Source organism: Pseudomonas brassicacearum subsp. neoaurantiaca, assembly GCF_013608025.1.
Lineage (GTDB): Bacteria > Pseudomonadota > Gammaproteobacteria > Pseudomonadales > Pseudomonadaceae > Aquipseudomonas.
Map to the genome: position 1 here is coordinate 136327 of NZ_VDLV01000010.1, position 21547 is coordinate 157873.

Annotated in this window: 14 protein-coding genes; 8 read left to right on the forward strand and 6 right to left on the reverse strand. The window is 59.5% G+C overall.

Features of this window, described 5'->3' with window-relative positions:
- Positions 1–205: 205 nt before the first annotated feature.
- Positions 206–970, forward strand: a complete 765-nt coding sequence (locus tag FHK92_RS07380) for a sulfite exporter TauE/SafE family protein (RefSeq protein ID WP_181287492.1) — start codon at positions 206–208, stop codon at positions 968–970.
- Here the strand turns inward: FHK92_RS07380 and FHK92_RS07385 are convergent.
- A complete protein-coding gene (locus FHK92_RS07385) occupies positions 960–1274 on the reverse strand; it encodes a putative quinol monooxygenase (protein WP_181287493.1) in 315 nt (104 codons plus the stop codon). The two genes, FHK92_RS07380 and FHK92_RS07385, sit on opposite strands and share 11 nt — an antisense overlap.
- Positions 1275–1475: 201 nt before the next feature.
- Between FHK92_RS07385 and FHK92_RS07390 the strand changes: the two genes are divergently transcribed.
- The 3 genes from FHK92_RS07390 to FHK92_RS07400 all read left to right on the forward strand — a co-directional run bounded on the left by FHK92_RS07390 (position 1476) and on the right by FHK92_RS07400 (position 4148).
- Entirely contained in the window at positions 1476–2066 is a 591-nt protein-coding gene (locus FHK92_RS07390) for an NAD(P)H-dependent oxidoreductase (protein ID WP_181287494.1), read from the forward strand.
- A 174-nt stretch (positions 2067–2240) separates the two neighbouring features.
- Positions 2241–3152: a LysR family transcriptional regulator gene (locus FHK92_RS07395; protein ID WP_181287495.1), complete on the forward strand. Its 912-nt coding sequence runs from the start codon at positions 2241–2243 to the stop codon at positions 3150–3152.
- A 102-nt stretch (positions 3153–3254) separates the two neighbouring features.
- The gene (locus FHK92_RS07400; protein ID WP_181287496.1) at positions 3255–4148 is read left to right on the forward strand and encodes an NAD-dependent epimerase/dehydratase family protein; all 894 of its coding nucleotides are present in this window, start codon (positions 3255–3257) and stop codon (positions 4146–4148) included.
- Between the two features lie 280 nt (positions 4149–4428).
- On the opposite strand, the gene FHK92_RS07405 is transcribed toward FHK92_RS07400, so the two are convergent.
- Positions 4429–5874: a SulP family inorganic anion transporter gene (locus FHK92_RS07405; RefSeq protein ID WP_181287497.1), complete on the reverse strand. Its 1446-nt coding sequence runs from the start codon at positions 5872–5874 to the stop codon at positions 4429–4431.
- On the reverse strand, positions 5871–6212 hold the full coding sequence (locus FHK92_RS07410) for a hypothetical protein (protein ID WP_181287498.1): 342 nt from the start codon (positions 6210–6212) through the stop codon (positions 5871–5873). Before FHK92_RS07410 ends, FHK92_RS07405 begins: the two co-directional genes overlap by 4 nt.
- Here FHK92_RS07410 and FHK92_RS07415 point away from each other — a divergent pair.
- The 4 genes from FHK92_RS07415 to FHK92_RS07430 all read left to right on the forward strand — a co-directional run bounded on the left by FHK92_RS07415 (position 6211) and on the right by FHK92_RS07430 (position 10420).
- The gene (locus tag FHK92_RS07415; RefSeq protein ID WP_181287499.1) at positions 6211–7560 is read left to right on the forward strand and encodes a GntT/GntP/DsdX family permease; all 1350 of its coding nucleotides are present in this window, start codon (positions 6211–6213) and stop codon (positions 7558–7560) included. The two genes, FHK92_RS07410 and FHK92_RS07415, sit on opposite strands and share 2 nt — an antisense overlap.
- 21 nt (positions 7561–7581) lie before the next feature.
- The gene (locus FHK92_RS07420) at positions 7582–8442 is read left to right on the forward strand and encodes a MurR/RpiR family transcriptional regulator (protein ID WP_181287500.1); all 861 of its coding nucleotides are present in this window, start codon (positions 7582–7584) and stop codon (positions 8440–8442) included.
- 1 nt (position 8443) lies between these two features.
- Positions 8444–9910 (forward strand): N-acyl-D-amino-acid deacylase family protein, encoded by a 1467-nt coding sequence (locus tag FHK92_RS07425; protein WP_181287501.1) that lies wholly within the window; start codon positions 8444–8446, stop codon positions 9908–9910.
- Between the two features lie 141 nt (positions 9911–10051).
- Positions 10052–10420, forward strand: coding sequence for a glyoxalase superfamily protein (locus FHK92_RS07430; RefSeq protein WP_181287502.1), 369 nt, complete (start codon positions 10052–10054; stop codon positions 10418–10420).
- 109 nt (positions 10421–10529) lie between these two features.
- On the opposite strand, the gene FHK92_RS07435 is transcribed toward FHK92_RS07430, so the two are convergent.
- The 3 genes from FHK92_RS07435 to FHK92_RS07445 are packed head-to-tail and all read right to left on the reverse strand — an operon-like array spanning position 10530 to position 21531.
- Entirely contained in the window at positions 10530–13319 is a 2790-nt protein-coding gene (locus tag FHK92_RS07435) for an RHS repeat-associated core domain-containing protein (protein WP_181287503.1), read from the reverse strand.
- Positions 13316–17785 (reverse strand): SpvB/TcaC N-terminal domain-containing protein, encoded by a 4470-nt coding sequence (locus FHK92_RS07440; RefSeq protein ID WP_181287504.1) that lies wholly within the window; start codon positions 17783–17785, stop codon positions 13316–13318. The genes FHK92_RS07435 and FHK92_RS07440 overlap by 4 nt, the downstream gene beginning before the upstream one ends.
- Complete coding sequence (locus tag FHK92_RS07445) at positions 17782–21531, reverse strand: Tc toxin subunit A-related protein (RefSeq protein ID WP_181287505.1); 3750 nt, start codon at positions 21529–21531, stop codon at positions 17782–17784. Before FHK92_RS07445 ends, FHK92_RS07440 begins: the two co-directional genes overlap by 4 nt.
- Positions 21532–21547: the final 16 nt, after the last annotated feature.

Below are 21547 nucleotides of genomic sequence, written 5' to 3' on the forward strand. Positions count from 1 at the left end.
TCCTGTTTCAAGTGCCGTGGTGACTGGTTTATCGCCATCGCGAGCAAGCTCGCTCCCACAATTTGGAACGCAATCCCCTGTGGGAGCGAGCTTGCTCGCGATGGCGTCAGTAGCGCCAAAAAAAGTCTCAGCCTCTTGCTGGAAGAGAGGCACTCTCAGTATATGGCACATTTCCAAACCGAGACCCCGGGCGCACGATAGTTCCATGGATACCCTCATCGCTTTCTACCAAAACCTCGGCCCGGCCCTCTCTCTGCTGGTCATCGGCACCTTCCTGCTGGCCGGCACGATCAAGGGCGTGATCGGCCTCGGCCTGCCGACGATCGCCATGGGTTTGCTCGGGTTGGCTATGGCTCCGACGCAGGCAGCGGCGTTGTTGATCATTCCGGCGACGCTGACCAATGTCTGGCAATTGACGTTTGGCGGGCATTTGCGAGGGCTTCTCCGGCGCTTGTGGCCATTGCTGCTGGGGATTTTCATTGGCACCGGATTCGGTACGTTGTGGATCGGCATGGTGGGCGGCGCCTGGGCAATAAAGGGCTTGGGCGCCGCGCTGGTGGTTTATGCATTGAGCGGCTTGTTTTTACCGACGTTGCGGGTCGGTGCCGGGCAGGAAGGTTGGCTTGCTCCGCTTTGCGGATTGCTCACCGGTGTGATCACCTCAGCCACCGGTGTGTTCGTCATTCCGGCGGTGCCGTATCTCCAGGCGTTGGGTTTGAACAGAGATGAATTGGTACAGGCCCTGGGCCTGTCGTTCACCGTTTCGACATTGGCCTTGGCGGCCGGGCTGTTGTGGCGAGGCGCCTTGGGCGGCGGCGAGTTGAGCGCGTCGCTGCTGGCGCTGATACCGGCGCTGCTGGGGATGTGGCTCGGGCAATGGCTGCGCCAGCGGATCAGCGCCGTGCTGTTCAAACGGGTATTTTTCATTGGCCTCGGTGTGCTCGGCGGCCATCTGTTGGTCAGCGGTTAGCCGAGGACCGGCTGAGCATGTCGACGCGGCGAATCTCGAAATCGCGCTCCAGGTATTCCATGCGCTGTTCGAAGAATTGCTTCATGTGCGGCAGGTTCGAGTGCACGTCCAGATCAGCCTGGGACCCCCAGATTTCGTAGAAGATAAACAGCGTTGGATCCTGTTGGTCCCGCAGCATGTGGTATTCAATGCAGCCGGGTTCGGCGCGACTGGGTTCGACGTAGGCGCGGAACAACGCTTCGAAGGCTTCGGCTTTTTCCGGGCGGGTCTTGGCGTGCAGGATGAAACCGTGCAGTTCGCTCATGGAGATGGCTCCTGAAATGAAAGAGGTGTCGGATTTTACGGCAACAATCGGCCGTCAATTCTTGCGTATAGGTCAAATGAGTTTTGCAGTTGCGGTGCTTATTCCGCGCGAGGCTCATCGGTAGTCTGCCGCCATCATTTTCAACCTTTCCATGCGACGGCCAGCCAACGGCCACGCCGTGGAACCCGATGAGGCTTCCCCATGAAAAAAGTCCTGCTGCTCAATGGCGGCAAACAATTCGCCCATTCCGACGGTCGCTACAACGCCACCCTCCACGAGACGGCGCTCAGCGTCCTGGACCGTGGCGGTTTCGATGTGAAAACCACCTTCATCGACGGTGGCTACGACATCAAGGAAGAGGTCGCCAAGTTTCTTTGGGCCGACGTAATCATCTACCAGATGCCCGGCTGGTGGATGGGTGCCCCGTGGACTGTGAAGAAATACATCGATGAAGTCTTTACCGAAGGCCACGGCAGCCTCTATGCCAGCGACGGTCGCACTCGTTCCGATGCTTCGCAAAAGTACGGCAGCGGAGGCCTGGTGCAGGGCAAGCAATACATGCTGTCGCTGACCTGGAACGCCCCGCAGCAAGCCTTCGACGACCCGACGGATTTCTTCGAGGCCAAGGGTGTGGATGCCGTGTACTTCCCGTTCCACAAGGCCAATCAGTTCCTCGGCATGACCGGCCTGCCGACGTTCCTGTGCGTGGACGTGATGAAGCGCCCGAACATCGAGGAAGATGTGGCGCGGTATGAGCGGCATTTGGCCGAGGTGTTCGGCCTTTCGCGGTAATCCGTTAGTATCAGGGTTCACCTGAAACGAAGGTGTAACCGTGGCGAGGGAGCTTGCTCCCGCTGAGGTGCGAAGCGCCTCCCAAAAGCGGTCGCTCCGCGCCCAGCGGGAGCAAGCTCCCTCGCCACAAAAGCATCCTTCACATTGGGTGTGCATTCCATCGAGAGGATGTCTGTGAAAGCCAGATCCGACGAGTTGCAGATTTTCGTCTGCGTGATCGAGTGCGGGTCGATTTCCGCCGCCGCCGAGCAGGTCGGGCAAACGCCCTCGGCGGTCAGTCGTACCTTGTCGCGCCTGGAAGCCAAGCTCGACACTACGTTGATCAACCGCACCACACGACGCATGGACCTGACCGAGGAGGGCAGGTATTTCTTCGAGCAGGCCAAGGGCATTCTCGACCAGATGGACGCGCTGGAAGAGCGCTTGTCGTCCCGCCAGAAGAACCCCGCCGGGCGCTTGCGGATCAACGCCGCATCGCCGTTCATGCTCCACGCCATCGTTCCTCACATCGAGGAGTTCCGCACGCTCTACCCGGACATCCAGTTGGAGCTCAACAGCAACGACTTGATCATCGATCTGCTCGAGCAGAGCACCGACGTTGCCATCCGCATCGGTACGCTCACGGACTCGACCCTTCACGCCCGCTCGCTGGGTTGCAGCCCGCTGCACATTCTCGCCAGTCCGGCTTACCTGAAACGGCGTGGCACGCCCACGAGCGTCGCCGAGCTGGCCGAGCACTCTTTGTTGGGGTTTGCCCAGAACGACGGGCTCAACCAGTGGCCACTGCGCCACGTCCACGGTGATCGCTGGCCGATCCAGCCGGCCATCAGCGCGTCCAGTGGTGAAACGGTGCGTCACCTGGCGCTGCAAGGGCAGGGCATTGCCTGTTTGTCGGACTTCATGACCCGTGATGACATTCGTGCCGGTCATCTCAAGGTGTTGCTGGCCGATGCCAACAGCGGCTATCGCCAACCGATCAACGCGGTGTACTACCGCAACTCCCAATTGGCCTTGCGAATCCAGTGCTTCCTGGACTTCATCCAAGGCAAGCTCGCCGAATATGCCTCGCGGGAATTCAAGGGCTGATTCGTGACTTCAAGGCAAGAGTGATTTGGGCAATGTGGGCTGTTTCGGCAAGGACTGGCCCACGATACTCGTCCCATCACTTAGCTTGCCAAGGAGTTAGCCATGAACGTATTCGTCACCGGTGCTGCCGGTTTTATCGGCGGTTCCATTGCCACTGGCCTCGTGCGGGCCGGGCATCACGTCACCGGCCTGGTGCGCAGTGTCGAGCAGGCTACCGAGTTGACCGCGCGGGGCATCACGCCGGTCATCGGCACCCTGGAAGACAGCGCGCTCCTGGCCGAGCAGGCCCGTGCCGCCGACGCGGTGATCAATGCCGCCAGCAGCGACCATCGTGGTGCGGCCGAGGCGTTGGTCGAAGCCCTCGAGGGTTCGAACAAAGTGTTGTTGCACACCAGCGGTTCGAGCATCGTCGGCGATGCCTCGGGCGGTCGCGCCAGCGATGACATCTACTACGAAAACAACCTGCCGCAACCCACCGCCGACAAGGCTGCACGTGTCGCCATCGATAACCTGATCCTGGAGGCTGCCAAGCACGGTGTGAACTCGGCGGTCATCTGCAACACCTTGATCTATGGCCACAGCCTGGGCGTCAAGCGTGACAGCGTGCAACTGCCGCGTCTGCTCAAGCAGGCTCGTAAAAGTGGCGTGGTGCGGCATGTCGGGCCAGGGCAGAACATCTGGTCCAACGTGCACATCGAGGATGTGGTCGAGCTGTACGCGTTGGCGCTCACCCATAACCGGCCCGGCACGTTCTACTTTGTCGAAAGCGGCGAAGCGTCGTTTATCGAGATGACCACCGCGATGGCTCGGGCATTGGATCTTGATGCGCCACAGGATTGGCCGTTGAAGGAGGCCGAGGCCGAGTGGGGGTATGAAATGGCCAACTATGGCCTGGGCTCCAACAGTCGTGTACGCGGCACGAATGCCCGTGAGCTGCTCGGCTGGACGCCGAAGCGGACATCGGTGGTGGAGTGGATTCTTGATGAGATGGTGTAAGTCACACCGGTAATGCCAGCGCAATCAGGCACCCTTGTGGGAGCGAGCCTGCTCGCGAAAGCGCAGGGCCAGGCAACATCAGCTTTGACTGGCAGACCGCATTCGCGAGCAGGCTCGCTCCCACATTTGACCGCCGACAACCACCTGGTCTCTGCTCACCCCAAAACCTCTGTGGGAGCGAGCTTGCTCGCGATGGCGTCCGACCAGCCGATACTGAACTCGACTGATAAGCCGCTATCGCGAGCAAGCTCGCTCCCACAGGTTTTGTGTTGGCGACTGGTCAGTCGTGCTGCACACCCGCGCGCTTGAGCATTCGCTTGCAACGCTCCGACAGGTGGAACACGCGCAGATGCTTGCCGGCCTTGCTGTAGCGTTCGCGCAGGGTCTTCAGCGCGGCGACGGCGGAGTAGTCGACGAAGCGCAAGTGACGGCAATCGACGGTCACCAGGGCCGGGTCATTGGCCGGGTCGAACTGATTGAGGAACTGGGTCGTCGAGGCGAAGAACAACGTGCCATGCAAGTGATAGAGCTTGCTGCCGTCCGCTTCCTGGTGCGCATCGGCGTACAGTTCCCGGGCTTGTTGCCAGGCGAAATTGAGCGCTGCGATGATGATCCCGCAGAGCACGGCCACGGCCAGGTCGGTGAACACCGTGATGACGGTCACCGCGACGATCACCAGCACGTCGTTCGCCGGCACCTTGTTCACCACCCGCAACGAGGCCCAGGCAAACGTCTGCTGGGACACCACGAACATGACGCCCACCAGCGCCGCCAGCGGAATGCGTTCGATCAGCGGCGACAGGAACAACACGAACAGCAACACCATCACCCCGGCCACCACACCCGACAGCCGCCCGCGTCCGCCCGAGCTGAGGTTGATCATCGTCTGCCCGATCATCGCGCACCCGCCCATGCCACCCAGCAGCCCGGAGGCCATATTGGCGGCGCCCAATGCCACGCATTCACGGTCCGGATAGCCGCGGCTCTCGGTGATTTCATCGGTCAGGTTCAGGGTCAGCAAGGTTTCCAGCAAACCGACCATCGCCATGATCACCGCATAGGGCGCGACGATTTGCAGGGTTTCCAGATTCCAGGGAATGTCCGGCAGGGCGAGAACCGGCAAGCCGCCGGCGATGTGCGCCATGTCGCCCAGCGTCCGGGTCGGCAGGCCAAGCAGGTAGACCGCCAGGCCGATGCCGAGGATTGCCACCAGGGCCGGCGGCACGCTGCGGGTCAGGCGTGGCAGCAGGTAGACGATGGCCATTGTCAGCGCCACCAGGCCCGCCATCAGATAAAGCGGCGGGCCGCTCAGCCAGGCGCCGTCGCGCTTGAAATGCTCCAGTTGCGCCAGCGCGATCACAATGGCCAAGCCATTGACGAAGCCGAGCATCACCGGGTGCGGCACCATGCGCACCAGTTTGCCCAGCCGCAGCAGCCCGAACGCCATCATGATCAGCCCACCCAGCAGCACGGTCGCCAACAGGTATTGCACTCCGTGCTGGACCACCAGCGCGACGATCACCACGGCCATCGACCCCGCCGCGCCTGAGACCATCCCGGGCCGCCCGCCGAACAACGCGGTCAGCGTACAAATGATGAACGCGCCGTACAGCCCCATCAGCGGGTTGAGGTGGGCCACGAGGGCGAAGGCGATGCATTCGGGGAGCAAGGCGAAAGAGGTGGTGAGGCCGGCGAGGGCGTCGGCGCGAAGACGTGCTGGTTTCATGGTTTACCTGACTGGGCGCCGATGGAGAGCCGGCTGCCGGGGAAGCGGTGTAAAAACAGGAGCGGATGGTACGGAATTGAGTGCGGGGCGGCCAGCCGTTGGTCGATTGGGTTGATGAATTTGGGGCTGCTTCGCAGCCCAGCGGGAGCAAGCTCCCTCGCCACAAGTTCGATGAAAGTCTTGCGCTGGATTTTCATCGAGGCCAAGTCGCGATGTCCGTCAGCGACATTTTTTGTCTGTGCGCGAAAATTACTTTCATTGGGTTTGAAGATTTTTCGTCGAAATGATTTATGAGTTTCACAACACATCGACGTCACCCCATTCGAGGAGTCACGCATGGCACCTGCTTTCGGTTATTGGCTGTTGGTCTACGCGGCGATCGCGATTATTGCGTTGATCGTCCTGATTGCGCGCTACCGGCTCAATCCGTTCATCGTGATTACCCTGGTGTCGATTGGCCTGGCGCTGCTGGCCGGGATGCCGCCCTCAGGTGTGGTCGGGGCGTACGAAGCGGGTGTCGGCAAGACGCTGGGGCACATCGCGCTGGTGGTGGCCTTGGGCACGATGCTCGGCAAGATGATGGCCGAGTCCGGCGGGGCCGAGCGAATGGCGCAGACGCTGATCGAACGCTTCGGCGAGCGCAACGCCCACTGGGCAATGGTTTGCATCGCCTTTCTGGTTGGGCTGCCGCTGTTCTTCGAAGTCGGTTTCGTGCTGCTGGTGCCTATCGCGTTCACCATCGCCCGGCGCGTGGGCGTGTCGATCCTGATGGTGGGGCTGCCGATGGTCGCGGGCCTTTCGGTGGTCCATGCGCTGGTGCCGCCGCATCCGGCGGCGATGCTGGCGGTACAGGCGTTCCAGGCCTCGGTGGGGCAGACCTTGCTTTACGCGATCCTGATCGGCATTCCCACTGCGATCATCGCCGGCCCGCTGTACGCCAAATTCATCGTCCCGCGCATCCAGCTTCCGGCTGAAAACCCATTGGAGCGGCAATTTCTCGACCGCGAGCCACGGGCCAACCTGCCAGGTTTCGGCATAACGCTGGGGACGATTCTGCTGCCGGTGATCCTGATGCTGATCGGCGGCTGGGCCAACCTGATCTCCACGCCGGGCAGCGGTTTCAATCAATTCCTGCTGTTCATCGGCAACTCGGTGATCGCTTTGTTGCTGGCGACCATCCTCAGCTTCTGGACTCTTGGCCTGGCCCAGGGTTTTAACCGCGAATCGATCCTCAAATTCACCAATGAATGCCTGGCGCCGACCGCCAGTATCACCTTGCTGGTCGGCGCCGGCGGCGGGTTGAACCGGATTCTGGTGGACGCCGGAGTGACGCAGCAGATTGTCGGCCTGGCCCAGGAATTCCAATTGTCTCCGCTGGTCATGGGCTGGCTGTTCGCCGCGTTGATGCGGGTTGCCACGGGGTCGGCCACGGTGGCCATGACCACTGCGTCGGGCATCGTCGCGCCCGTAGCGATCGGCTTGGGTTATCCCCATCCCGAACTGCTGGTGCTGGCGACCGGGGCCGGGTCGGTTATCTTTTCTCACGTCAACGACGGCGGCTTCTGGCTGATCAAGGAATACTTCAATATGACCGTCGCGCAAACCTTCAAGACCTGGACCGTGCTCGAAACGCTGATCTCGGTGGTCGCATTCGGTTTGACGCTAGGGCTCGCACGTGTGCTTTGACCGCCATTGCAAGGAACCGTCATGGACATCCTCTACCAGATCCGCTCCCGCCAGGATTCCTTCAGCGCCGGCGAAGGAAGAATCGCCCGTCTGATGCTCGACGACGTAGGATTCGCCGCCTCCGCCAGCCTCGACGAACTTGCCCTGCGCGCCGAAGTCAGCAGCGCCACGCTGTCGCGCTTCGCCCGGACCGTCGGCTGTCGAGACCTGCGGGATTTGCGCTTGCAACTGGCCCAGGCCAGTGGCGTCGGCAGCCGTTTCCTCGACCCAGCTGGCGCCCCTGAACAATCGGCGTTTTACGGGCAGATCGTCGGCGATATCGAGTCGACGTTGCGCCAGCATCTGTCGGGCTTCGAAGAGTCGCGGTTCGGTGATGCGGTGCGGATGATTGGCAAGGCACGGATGATCCACGCGTTCGGCCTCGGTGGCTGGTCGGCCCTTTGCAGCGAGGAATTGCAGGTGCGCCTGGTGCGTTTCGGCTACCCGATCGCCGCCTGCCGCGATCCGGTGATGATGCGCATCACCGCCACCTCGCTGAGTGACCAACATCTGGTCATCGCCTGTTCACTGACCGGTATCACGCCGGAGCTGTTGAGTGCGGTTGAACTGGCCCGCAGTTACGGCACTCCGATCCTGGCCATCACCCGCACCGATTCGCCACTGGCTCGTTTGGCCGATGTGGTGCTGCCTCTGCAAGGCGCCGAAACTTCCTTCATCTACAAACCCACGGCGGCGCGCTACGGCATGTTGCTGGCCATCGACGTGCTCGCCACCGAGCTGGCGCTGGCCCACCCCGAAGACAATCAAGAGCGCCTGCGGCGGGTCAAACTCGCCCTGGACGATTACCGTGGCGGCGACGATCACCTGCCGCTGGGAGACTGACATGCTGTACGACACGCTTATCCGCGATGCGCTGGTCATCGATGGCCGCGACACCCCTGGCTACCGCGCCGACGTAGCGATCCACGGGGGGCGCATCGAGCGCATCGGTGAGCTGCGCGAAGCGCGCGCGCGGGAAGAAATCGACGCCGCCTGCCGCGTGCTGGCGCCGGGCTTCATCGATGTGCACACCCACGACGACACGGTGGTCATCCGCCAACCGCAGATGCTGCCCAAGCTCAGCCAGGGCGTGACCACGGTGATTGTTGGCAATTGCGGCATCAGCGCATCCCCCGTCAGCCTTCGGGGCGATCCGCCAGACCCGATGAATCTGCTCGGCACGGCCCAGGCGTTCGCCTACCCACGTTTCGCTGATTATCGTTCGGCGGTGGAGGCGGCGTCGCCGGCGGTCAATGTGGCGGCATTGGTCGGTCACACGGCGTTGCGCAGCAATCACATGGATGATTTGTTGCGCACGGCCTCGGTGGGAGAAATCGCCGCCATGCGTCAGCAACTGCGCGAAAGCCTGGAGGACGGTGCGCTGGGTTTGTCCACTGGCCTGGCTTATGCCAACGCCTTCTGTGCATCTACCGATGAGGTCATGCAACTGACCGAAGAGTTGGCTGCGTTCGGCGCGGTCTACACCACCCATTTGCGCAGCGAATTCGAGCCAGTCCTGGAAGCGATGGACGAAGCTTTCCAGATTGGTCGACACGCGCAGAGTCCGGTGATCATTTCCCATCTCAAGTGTGCTGGTGCGGGTAATTGGGGGCGGAGCCCGCAGGTGCTCGCGGCGCTGGAGAGCGCGGCGAAAAGCCATCCCGTCGGTTGTGACTGCTACCCCTACGCCGCGAGTTCTTCGACCCTGGACCTCAAGCAAGTCACCGATGCCCATCGCATCACCATTACCTGGTCGACGCCGCATCCGCACATGGGCGGCCGAGACCTGACGGACATTGCCGCTGAATGGCAGGTGTCGCTCCTCGAAGCTGCTCGTCGCCTACAGCCAGCGGGTGCGGTGTACTACGGCATGGACGAAAGCGACGTAAGACGAATCCTCGCGCATCCATTGTCCATGGTTGGCTCCGACGGTCTGCCAGAAGATCCGTTTCCCCATCCTCGTCTGTGGGGCGCTTTCCCGAGGGTGCTGGGACATTTCAGTCGAGACGTTGGGCTTTTTCCTTTGCACACCGCCGTGCACAAGATGACCGGTCTTTCAGCGGCGCGCTTCGGCCTGAAGGACCGAGGTGAAATCCGTGAAGGACACTGGGCGGACCTGGTGTTGTTCAATCCACAAACCGTTCGCGACGTCGCTGATTTCAACACGCCACAACGGGCCGCCGAAGGCATCGATGGGGTGTGGGTCAATGGCGTCCTGAGTTATCGCGAGGGGCAAGCGAACGGACAAAGGCAAGGACGTTTCCTGGCGCGTGAAGGCGATCTGCGCCGGGGATTCGAGTCGATTGAGTAGCGTTTGAACGCACGCGAGCGCCTGATATCGCTTTAATTGGCGTCACGATAATGGCACTGCGACACTAAAGAACCCGGGATAAAGGCCGAAGCAATGGGTTCAACCCATCTAAACTGGGTCTTTTCAGCCAGGGAGCAACCCATGAGCTTCGGTAAAATCACTCCAATCCTGCGGATCTTCGACGAAGCCAAGGCGTTGGCGTTCTATGTCGACTTCCTGGGCTTTACCGTCGACTGGCAACACCGCTTCGGTGACAACTTCCCGGTTTATCTGCAAGTCTCCCGTGGTGATTGCGTGTTGCACCTGTCCGAGCATCACGGTGATTGCACGCCGGGCTCGGCGCTGCGAATCGAGACCGATGAGCTGGAAGCCTTCCAGCAACAATTGCTCGCCAAGCAATACCGCTACGCCCACCCGCAGATCCAGGCCATGCCCTGGGGTAGCCAGGACATGGCGATCAGTGATCCGTTCGGGAATCGGTTGGTATTTACCAACGCGATCAGTGTGTGAGACGCAACCTGCATGAACGTTGATGGGCTGGCCGGTCATGGTTGGTTCATGGAGCTGATACGAACCGATCAAGGTTTGCCTCAGCATGCCCGGTCACGACGTGCTGCCTTTACGCTGGAAGGCGATTTATTGCCGACACGTGAGAGTTGTACGACTCATAGTCTCTGAGGTTGCGGCCCGATGGAATGTTGACCTCATCGGGAATAATGCCGCTGCAGTTGAAGCAAGCAATGAACGGTTCCGGTTGCGTCACGCTGGTCAACTTTTCAGTGAACAGATGCGTATCCGACAGCACCCTTTCAACTTGACCCGGATAGAGCGCCACGATTGAGTTGAGTACACGGACTTCTCCGTGAGCCCCTGGTCCTCCGGCGCGCACGGGAATGATGCCGTTGGTTTTCTCGATGTGCGTGGCGATGAGCTGCCGGGTGTGTGGCTGGAGTTCGTACAGGGTCTCGACTGTCCTGCTCAGCGTCGGCTCGAGCTTCAGCAGATCAGGGTCCAGCTCGAATTTATGGACGGGGTCGTTTTTCGTCGCGCTGTACCGTTCGCCCAGGTCCGCCAGGTAGTCATGGGTATCGCCGATCTTGTAGCTTCCGAAGTTCAGGTAGAACCTGTCGCTTTTGGCGGCGCCGTCATAATTTTTGTCCACGCCGCGGTATCCCGCCGGGCCGGATTTTGGGCCGGTGAGATTGTAGTACTCGTTGAGGCCTATATCGTTGTCGCCCTTGCGATCCAGGACTACGCCATAGGCGTGGACGACCAAGTCCTTGCGTTTTGTTTTGCTGAAACCGGGGCCGGCGTCGGGATCTTCGGTAGGGCCTTGTTTGCCCTTCTTCTGCGGGATGGGGGCGGTCATCATTTTTTTCGAGCGGTTCTCCCCATCCTGTCTCAGCCATTCGACGGGATCGACGCGTTCTCCTTGGGCGTCAGTCAGTACCAATCCTTGGTGATCGACATACCTCATCGGGTTATTCCCGACCATGCAATACAAGTTCAAGCCGTCCACCGCCCCCGCCGGGTCGGGACTGATCCAGCGCTGCAACCACGGCGCGTAATACCGCTGCCCGTAGTAATACAATCCGCTGGCATCGCGCTCCTTGCCGGAATAGCGAATGGTCCGGTAATCGGCTTCCACAGCCGAACGGGATGCCACCCAAGCGGTTCCTCCATAGGGCAGATAACTTTCCTGGCTGATCAGGTCGGCCTTGTCGTTGAGTTCCAATGAACTGGAGCCCAGATGGTCGTCGAGGCCGTAGCGCGATTGGTTGGCTGCGATACGGGACGGTCGACCTTCGGTCCAATGCAGATAACGTACGTTGCAGCGTCCGGCTTGCAGGGTAATGACTTCCAGTCGTTCGTTATGACGGGTGTGGATTTCGAGGCCTGGCAAATAACGGACTTCGCCAGTATGGGTGAGCGACGTGGTATGGGTCGTTTTGACCTTGCGTACGCGTTGACCGCTGCTGTCGTAGCCATAGCGCTCGGTGTCATCGAGACCGCTTTCACGCTTGACCAGCACCACACTGTCGAGTTGGTTGCGGCTATTCCATGTCAGTGCCAGGCCTGGGCGTAGCGCCCGCAGGTTACCGTTGCCATCGAATTCCATCTTGGTTGTATCGTGGCCCTGGCTCCAAGACATAAGGCGATTGCCGTCGGCACCAGCGTTCAATGTGCGGGTGTAGTTGTTTCCATCACGAACATGGCGCAGTTCAGTCAAGTTGCCGCCGTCGTCGTATGTGTATTGCTCGGTAAAGTTGAATAGTTGCGTGTGATCGAAGGGGATCGTGCCGACGGATGGAAGGGCGGGAGGGCGGCTCAGGCCAGCAGCCTCACGCCCGGTGGCGCTGGTCAACTGGTAGAGGCTGTCGTAGGTGAAGGTATTGACGGCTTCGACCCGTTGGTTGCTGTTGAATCGCTCCGGTTGGGCCTTGTCGGTAATTTGAGTCACGTTACCCACCGCGTCGTAGGCGTAGTGGAGGTCTTGCAAGGGTTTGCCAGGCGCCGATGCACTGAGCGAGGCCAGTCGCCCGCTGGCCGGGTCGAACACCGCACGACTCGTCACGCCGTTGCCGGCGGTTTGGGATTCGACCTGGCCAAACGCGTTGTAGACGAGATCTTTCACGATGGTTTTACGGGTCTCGACACCCTTTATCCTCAGACTTACGGATTTGAGCTGTCCCGCGATATCGAAAGCGTGGTGCTGTTCGTGTTGAGCCGCATCGGTTTGCTGGATGATTTGCCCCAGCGCGTCGTAGCTCCAATTCGTTGTGTAGCCTTCTCTCTTTTCAAGCAGAACATCGCGACCTTCCTCGTCGGTTGGCCAGTCAGGTTGTTCAACCTCGGGAAGAAAGCGCCTCGTCTGGCTGCGCGGTTTGCCGCATAACGCATATTCATCGATGATCAAGGTGCCCGCGCTGTCATCGTGGCGGATCAGTGCGCCGCACCGATTGAGCGTCGCCGACTCCGGCGAGCTGTCGCCATAGCACAGGCGCTCCACTGTGCGTGGCGCTTGTCCTGCGGCTTGCTCCTCGATGGAGATCAGTCTGAGTTGGTTGTCATAGGTTGATCGCCAGTGATGTCCTCGCTGATCCCAACTGCGCAGGATCTGTCCGGCGTCACCAGGCAAATCCAGGCGCCATCCGGCGTCGACACTTTTAACCTGCAGTGGTTTGCCGGACAGGCTGTGGACGGTCGCAAGATTGGCGTCGGTTGCGTTGGCAAGCCGAGGGTCGCGCTGGGCAACCAGCCTCCCGGCGACGTCATGCTCTTGCTGGCTGAGACGCATCTGAAGCGCCTCGCCTGCCTTGCTTCGGCAGTAGGCAACATGGCGCACTGTCAGGCCGCGGCTATCAACGGCATTGATCGTGGGCGTCTTGCGATGCAAGCGTGGGTTCATGCCTCACCTCCAGCGGTCGCGGCATGTTCGGCCATGACTTCTTCCAGCGTGTCGTTTTCGTCCTCGTCCAAGGTGTACCAGGGATGACGTGTCTGTCGCCGCATGTAGGAAAGGCCATGCTGTTTGGCGAGACGGGTGTGGGTGGGGCGGCCCAATGCGTCGTAAAACTGCTCGTCGCAATGACCGAATTGCCGAAAGGACTTGTCGTTGATGTGGCGGTGTTGATCAGCAAAATAAGGGCGGTAGATTCGGATCGCCAGTCCTTTGCTGTTGTATTCCACTCGTCCGCTGACGTGCCAGCGCGTTGCGGTGATTTGCTCCAGCGGCCTGCCGTCGTTGACGGTGAGTTCACCCTTGGCGTCAACGATGTAAGCCAAGCCCGGCTCGTCCAATTGCTTGTTTTGCAACAGCCGACCGAAGCCATCGAAGCACCTCATGCTGATACGGATTTGTCTCTGGTCATCGTCGGGATAACGATCGGCGACAAGTGTGGCGATGTGTACCGGCTCACGTTTCGCGTTGCGAATTTCGCGTTTCAGTTTTTTGTCGTCTTCGGTCAGTACCTCCAGTCTTGACAGCCGGGGACGAGCCGAAGCACGGATATGCCCGGTTGGCAGTACGTCACCATTGGTCACGCAGCGCTCTAGCCAGGCGGCGTCCATGCGGGCGGTCGACGATACGTTTCCCATCCAACTGAATGGCGCGTAATAGACAGCGGTGGCGGCGTCTTGCAAAGCGTCGTTGCTCCGTGCGATCGCTTCTGCCGGGCTCTTGAACGATGGCTTGAACGCTGCGATCGGTTTGAAGCCCACGGGGTTGTTGTTCTCACTACCGTAAAAGGTGCTGGCAAATACTTGGCCGAAGGCATCGACGAGGCCTTCCTGTACGTTGCCGTCGGGGTCTTTGACGCACTGGGGCCGCGATGTGCGGTAATCATATTCAGCATGGGTCACACAGCCGTCAGGCAGTTCGAACTCAGTGACAAAGCAAGCGTATGGGTCGTATCGGACCTTGGTCGCGCCGTGGCTGTTGCTCGGCTGCACGGTCTGGGTTTTATAAAAGCCTTCCAAACCGGCATACGTCGCGAAGCCACTTTTGACCGACCAGAGCGTCCTCGACGCAGTGCCCGTCGGAAGAAAGTCGGCCATGCGTCCATAGCCGATTTCGTGCAGCAGGGTTTCCTCGGGGCGAGAGTTTTCTGGCAATAGGTCGAAGGCTTGCAGGGCAGTTTCGTCCAGCTCCGCGGTTTCCAGATACGCGACCAAGGCTTCGAAGCTGGCTTCGCCGTCGGCCAGGGTTTCGTCGGACGAAGCCTTTTTGTAGCGCGTCAGGCAAAGGCTGGTCAGAACGCCCGTGGGCGTCAGGCTCGGGTCGAGGAACAGTCCGATGAACGCTTCATGGCTGATGCGCTGCGCAGCCAGCCCTTCGGCTTCAGGTGCCTTGGGCCGTTTCAACGCGGTGGTTCGCTGGCGATAAGGTAAACCCAGGCGCCATTTTTGAGGCGTGTGCAAATTGATGAATTCGGCGCGGGTTTGCGTCAGGTAGTAAAACTGTTGCGCCGGGTCATGTGCGTCTCGCCACCATTGTTGCTGGTCTGGATCGCTGAACGGTACCCTATCTTCGGGCGTTTTGCGTCGAGCGTAGTGGACGTTCACGCTGTGGATCACTGAACCGTACTGATCATGCTGCAAATTGATCGTGTGCTGGCATTGCGGGTCAGCGTCCTGGCCTTCGTACTGGTAACTGATGGATTCCAGCAGCAGTGCCAGCAGGGAGGCATAGCGGCGCTGGGCCTGGGGCGCCTGTTGTAGACGGATTCGATAACGGTTTTCCTGAACCGAATACAGCGTCTTGTTGCTACCCCCTGCGTATGTCTCGCGACGCAGTAAACGACCGCTCAGGGCGCGGCACATTTCAAGCCTGGTCGCTTCGTCTGTCGCGGCAACCCATTCGTCATCACTGTTGTCGTCTTTGTATCGGCACAGAAATGCCTTGCCCAGTGCCTTGGCTTGCGAATCGGTGCTGTGATATTCGCCTCGGTCCATATCCACTGCCTGACCGGTATGAAACCAGCTTTTTTGCAGGCAGGGCTCGGTAAAGCCTGGCGAATCGGCATCGTTGGGATAGGTTTCATTGTCGGTTTGCATCAGCAATCCGAAGCCACGGAATTCCCGTTCCAAGCCATCGTAATAACCTTGGCGATAGGAAAAGACCTGGGTCTGGCGAGTACCGGTAATCTCATCCCGCTGCACCTGGCGCGACACCAGGTGCAACGCCAATGGCACATGGCAGGCCAGGGACGCTTTGGCTATGACTCTTGAGGCTTTCTCGTCCAGCCACTCCTGGGCCGAGCTGCGATAAGCGATGCGGTGGGCGGCGCCCATGTTGTTGTTGGAAGCGGTCAACAGATAGGGTTTTTCCGCGACAAAATCATAGCGCCAATGTTGCGCTGGGCTCAGATGCGGCACGCTCAGCACCAGGCTAGAACAGCCCAGCCCTTGCAGGTCGACGATGCTCACCTGAGATAAATTGTCGTAGTGCAGGCCGGCCGGCCAGGGCAATTCAACCGCGGGAGCGAAGCCGCCGCAGCGGTTCATGAAGATCAATGCTCGATCCGCTTGCAGATAGATCAGATCGGCTGCACCGGAACCGTCCAGGTCCGCGAGACGGATACGCGAGGCGTCGAAGGTCTGGTAGTCGAGGCCCGGATCGCCCAGCACTTTACCTGTGCCGAACCGCCCCTGGCCCAGGCTCGGCCAACACTTCACTTCGTTGTGGCGAATGCGTACCAGGTGTTGCTGACCGCTACCGAGCAGATCACTGAAAGCGACCAGCTCGGCGGACGACCCGTTGGATACCGGCAAGGCGTCGTCATCATCGTCGTGAGGAACTTCCCGGGCTGCGGCGAAGCCTCGCTCGCGCTGGTTGGCGTACAAGCGAACGCTGCGTGGGCCTATCAAGGCAAGATCGCTGAGCCCCTCGCCCATCAAGTCGGCCAACTGCCCCTGGGGTAGGAAAAATTCTGTTGGAAACGCTTGAAAGGTAGCGAAACTCGACCACTTTCGATCCGCGCCAAGGGAAAAGAAGCCGCTAAGCCCCGGCTGGGCAATGATCCAGTCCAATCGACCATCGCCTGTGATGTCACTCAGCGTTTGCTGCAGCGGTTTAGCTGTGTCAGCGACCGGAATCCCGGGCAACTCTTGCCACTGGCCGTATGCGACTTCATCAGTCTTGGCTTTCGCTCGAATGGGCTCACGGTAATACCAGGTCGCATCGTTTCGATGGAGCACGCCGGGCAACCCTTCGCCGTATAGATCCACCCATTGAAAACCTTGCTCGCCTTCGAGCCATGGCAGGTTTTCAAAGGGCTTCCAGGCGGTAACGTCGGGCTGGCCGTTGAACTCGCTGTAGCGAAACTCGATGGGGGGGCGGCTTTGGGGTAAGGCTCCGTTGTCGAACGCTTGGTCGTGCGCGGCGCTCAGCAGGTTATAGCCAAGAGGCGTCTCGCGGTACTCAAGCAGCAGGCGTCGCACAAGAACGGGATCGGGGCCCAGCTCCTCGGGAAAATGATGAAACATCAATACCTGGCGGCATAGGCGATCGGTGCGCAATTCGAAACCATAGGCAAACGAAGAGAACCCATCGCTACGTTTTTGCGGCTGTGCGTCTCCTTCGTACAACGGTTTTGCGCCATAGGCGGTACTCCGTTCGCCATAGTCAAAGATTAGTTCGAAATGCCACTGGTCCGGCTTGGGCTGGCCTGTCTCCCAGGCGTGAAGATTGGCGTTGGCCTTGAAATTCCCGTAACGCACATGGCTCAAGTAACGTTGGGCTCCGCCGTCTTCTCGTGCGTACTGATACAGGATGTGTTCGCCATGGGCATTCAGGCTTTCGTCGAGCAGCCATTCGCCGACCCGGCTTGGATCCTGTGGATCCGTCCGTCGCGATTCGGTTTTTTTTCCGTAGACGTGCAAACCGCCATCGGCACCGTGGACCAGCCAGAAGCCCGGTTTATCGCCCTCCGACGACCAATGTTCAATTCGGTCGAAGCTGCTTTCGACTCGTGGTAACTGACGTGTCACCGTATAGGTCGTGCCCAGGTCCACGCCGTTGTAGCGACTGACTTGGGTTGGCGCGGTGCCGTGTTCGGGCAACCAGACCACGCCGTTGGGGCCGACAATCTCGTCATCATCGCTATAGGCGGGCACGCCCTTGCTGGTGCGTCGCGCCACGCTGGGCAGCGACAGTCCCCAGCCGATGCCGAACAAGCCATTGCCGGCCGAACTGCTGTAGTTCAAAGACATGGACGGAGCAAAGCCTCGTCCTGGTGAAGTCGGCAAGGCAATCTCATAGGAAGCGGTGCCGTGGGCGCCGACGACGTTCCAGCCTTTGCCGATGCTCTGGATGGCGCCGCCGCCCTTGGGCAGTGACGGCGCGGTCACCGGTAAAGCAGGTTGCCCGTTCATAGCGAACCTCCGGCTCTGGCGGTATAGCTCAGGTGTACGATGATGTCGGTCAGCGATGCCAGCAGGTCTTTTTGTGCTTCAGGATTGGGGAAGATCAGTCGCCATTTGGAGATCGCACCGGTGTATTCGAACGGCAGGTAGCGTTCATCGTTGAAGTTCAGGGTGAACAGACCGTTGTCGTCGATGCCGGTGGAGAGGGCGATTTGCTGGTTGGGGCGCAGGCCTTCCATGACCTGCCTTGAGTCAGCGGACATGAACACTTGGCTGGAAACCTGGGTCAGCGTGGCCCGGATGTTTTCGTAAGGACCCACCACGGCCGGCAATGAAACACTGATGGTTTTGATCCGCCGCAGGCAGTGATTTTGACCCTTGTAATCGTCCTCGAATAGTTCGTGGGATAGCTCGAACTCGCATTGGCCTCCCTTCAGGTCGGCATGCATCTCTTGCCATGATTTGTTGATCGTCGGGCCTTTGGTCTTGCCCTTCAATTGACGCAGTGAAATCGTCTTGCGGATTTCCAGCTCTCGCTCGCTACGGCGTAGATATTCGGCCTGCATGTTCGTCAGGCCGAGTTTCAATTGCTCGCCTGCTCCCAGTCCTCGATAGGTGGCGTTCCACGCGCCAGGTTGAATAAATCGCGTGTCGAAATTGGCAATTTCGTATTGCCAAGCACTCTCGGCGGCCAAGCACAGGGACAGCGTGGCGTCGTAGGCCTGGCGATAAAGCACCGAAAACTGGCTGTCCAGCCATTGGTACAGCTGTGCTTTGGTAAAGCGTTTGCTGAGAAAATCGTAGTTGGCCTTGGTTTGGCTCAGGGTTGATTCGGCCAGGCGCAATTGCAGGCGAGTGGCGGTTTCCTGCTCGGAAAACTGCGCCAGTTGCGCGTCGATCTGGGCCAGTTCGAGCCGTGACTGATCATGGTTGTAATGCCATTCCTCCCGGCGCCGATCGAATATGGCTTGGCGGTCCAGGTCGGCCGCGATCGTGCGGTTTATGATCGCGCCGCTATGGGCGGCCGCAGAGGCGGCGAGCGCCGGTCCCTCCCAACGGCTGCCGCCAAAGCTGAAGCCCGCGACGTTCGGAACCAACATCAGCCCAGCGGCTGCGACTTGGAAGGCCAATGCAGCGGCTTCCATCGTGCCGCTGGTTATATGGAACGCACTGACGTTTATTTCCTTGTCACTCAGACCATCGTCGAGGAGTTTTTTGTAATGGGTCGCGCGGCTTTGAGCAATTGCCTGGCTGGCGAGCAGCGCCTGGCGGTTCTGACGATCAATATTCAAGGCCTGGCGTTGCAGGTCGACCGAGATTTTTGCCAGGTTCCAGGCTTGCTGCTGCTGTAGCTCTTGTATCTGTGCCTGCTCCTTGCGCTCGATCAGCGATAGCAGCGAGGCGCCAAATTGGCTGAGGCTATCCACTGCGCTCAAGGCCTGGCTGTGCATGACCGAGAACCGATAGTGCGGGATAGAAGTGGTCGGCAAACCTTGGACCGTATTGTTCGAAGTATTCAGTACGGAGGCGCTGGGCGATGCGCGAGGATCCAGCGGGACTGCGAATGCCGGGAGGTGCAGCGGCTTGCCGGCGATGTCGAGGTTGTGCCGCAAGTTGTGCAGCCGGCTTTCAGCCACGTCCCAGCGGTGAAGCAACTGCGGATGAAATGGCAGGCGCAAATGCGGGCTGTCGATGGCTGGCAAGGACGCCTGCAAGCTACCTTCGCGAACCGGCAATGAAGGCTGCGAAGGGGCGAGTGAGCCTTCAAATGTACGCAAGTTGTCACTGGTCGCTTCGCTCAGCGTTTGCAGGCTCATGCTCACCCAATGATCGATCGGTTGAACGATTGGGCGTGGTCCCAACAGATCCAACACCCGCACGTACCACAGCTTTGCCTCGCTGAGGCCGTCCGGGGTCAATTCGCGGTAAGCGGCGTCGCCTCGATTGATCAGGATGTCGAGGTACAGGAAGTACAGCGCTTTGCGAAAGTGCACCGGATGACTGAGTGCGATCTGGTGAGGGTCGTAGGGCGCTTGGTCGGCATACGACGGCGTACTGCTATCGATTAAAGGAACGGCCATCCAGCAGCTTTCTTTGCCGCGAGCCGGGTCAAAGAGACGACGCAACCAGCGCTCGGCTTCCTCATAGCGCTGCTCGGCGTTCAAGCGATGGGCGACCAGCCATGGCAAGTAAAGGAACAACTCGGTGAAGTAACGACCGTAAGGGCCGTGAAAGTCCATCTGGTTGTTTGCGCTGTCGAGTATGGTCGGTTCTGGCAGGCGTTGTGTTTTCCAATCCAACAGTTCATCCAGACCGTTCTCTGTAAGACGGATCAGTTCGGCGGCGAATGTGGTGTTCAACCTGATCGGCTGACCTGGATTGTTACCTGAAGTGGATGCGGAAAAATCCAGGAACTGCGCAGTGTCCTGGCCATTTATCGATGTTTCGGTGATCGTTGGAGGAGAAAGATCGGAATGAGAGATGAGGTGCTCGGGCAGGAGGATACCGCTGTTTTTAATCACTCCAAGCTGGATAAATTTGAGAAACTTTCGGGTTTGAATACGTTGGGCATCTGTATCAAAGAGCTTTTTTCGAACTCTTCTATCGAGGACCTTCAGGTCAACTTTCGTTTTTTCCGGGGCAGAGTCCGACGCGTAGGGCTGGAAGCTTAGGTCTTTGTTGATGCGAGTGATCCCAAGAAAAATGCAGTTGGTGTCGTTTGCAGGTTCCCTGTCGGCCTTGGCGCCCAATGACAGGAAAAGCAGATCCTGCATGCCGTTGCGATGGTGTTCGGCAACGGTACATAGCAACGACTTGATAGCATCGACGTCCTTGCCATAAAGCTGTTTGTCCTCGCAGTGCCGCTGCAGCCCAATTCGCGGCGTGCTCCATGTTCCATTCTGCTTTTTGAAGCAGAAGCTAAGGCGCAAAAGCGGATGGCCGTTATCCGGCTGCATGGCAGAGGCATCAGCAATACTGGAGGCCTTCGGATCCTGTTGTATGCATTCCGCCCAGACAACGAACAGGCGATTGTTGAACCAGACAGGACGAATCGTGTGCTCCGCCGCACTTTCGGGAATGGGCACATCGGCTTTTTCCCAGTCCGACCAGGCAAACGGATCCGGCTGCGTACCGTCCAGTGGACGTTGCGCCATGTCCAGCGAGCGCCAGAAATAAGTATTTTCGGTGCGGGATCTGGCGATGAAGTAGTAGGTGCTGTTAGCGAAGTCTTCACCGTCGACGTAGCCATTGAGAATGTTCAGGTTGGCGACTTCTTCGAATCGGGCCAGGTAGGCCATGACCGCCGATTGAACCGCTTCAGCCTGGATCCGGTTCTGGTTGAGGTCGTTTTCAAGTTGCCGGAAATTGTCGCTCTTGCTGTTCCTCAGGGCGGGGTCCAGGTAACTCGCCGGGAAATAAAGCAGCGTTTGATGAGCCGCCCAGATGGGGTATTGATGCATCTCGTTGCGCCACGTTTGCAGGTGCTCGGGCGTGATGCTTGCCTGATCGTAGCCGGGCTCCATGTTCATCAGGATGCGATTGATGTATTGCTGAAGGCTGGCAATGGCGCATGCGACAGGCGTGGTGGGCACCTCCTGGCTGACCAGTACATCGAGTAGCCAATATTCGTAAAGGTCTTGGGCTGTCTTGAGGTTCGCAGCCGCGGAAATCTTCGGTGCGACCTTGTTCAAATAAAACGTCAACAGCGCATCACGCAAGCTTTCATCAAGCTGCTTTTTCATGGCAACGGTCATATTCAATCCTTGAATA

Bases quoted from the DNA above. Each gene is read 5' to 3' on its own strand.
- FHK92_RS07380 (WP_181287492.1), top strand. From the start codon at position 206: ATGGATACCCTCATCGCTTTCTACCAAAACCTCGGCCCGGCCCTCTCT.
- FHK92_RS07385 (WP_181287493.1), bottom strand. From the start codon at position 1,274: ATGAGCGAACTGCACGGTTTCATCCTGCACGCCAAGACCCGCCCGGAA.
- FHK92_RS07390 (WP_181287494.1), top strand. From the start codon at position 1,476: ATGAAAAAAGTCCTGCTGCTCAATGGCGGCAAACAATTCGCCCATTCC.
- FHK92_RS07400 (WP_181287496.1), top strand. From the start codon at position 3,255: ATGAACGTATTCGTCACCGGTGCTGCCGGTTTTATCGGCGGTTCCATT.
- FHK92_RS07405 (WP_181287497.1), bottom strand. From the start codon at position 5,874: ATGAAACCAGCACGTCTTCGCGCCGACGCCCTCGCCGGCCTCACCACC.
- FHK92_RS07415 (WP_181287499.1), top strand. From the start codon at position 6,211: ATGGCACCTGCTTTCGGTTATTGGCTGTTGGTCTACGCGGCGATCGCG.
- FHK92_RS07410 (WP_181287498.1), bottom strand. From the start codon at position 6,212: ATGCGTGACTCCTCGAATGGGGTGACGTCGATGTGTTGTGAAACTCAT.
- FHK92_RS07420 (WP_181287500.1), top strand. From the start codon at position 7,582: ATGGACATCCTCTACCAGATCCGCTCCCGCCAGGATTCCTTCAGCGCC.
- FHK92_RS07425 (WP_181287501.1), top strand. From the start codon at position 8,444: ATGCTGTACGACACGCTTATCCGCGATGCGCTGGTCATCGATGGCCGC.
- FHK92_RS07430 (WP_181287502.1), top strand. From the start codon at position 10,052: ATGAGCTTCGGTAAAATCACTCCAATCCTGCGGATCTTCGACGAAGCC.
- FHK92_RS07435 (WP_181287503.1), bottom strand. From the start codon at position 13,319: ATGAACCCACGCTTGCATCGCAAGACGCCCACGATCAATGCCGTTGAT.
- FHK92_RS07440 (WP_181287504.1), bottom strand. From the start codon at position 17,785: ATGAACGGGCAACCTGCTTTACCGGTGACCGCGCCGTCACTGCCCAAG.
- FHK92_RS07445 (WP_181287505.1), bottom strand. From the start codon at position 21,531: ATGACCGTTGCCATGAAAAAGCAGCTTGATGAAAGCTTGCGTGATGCG.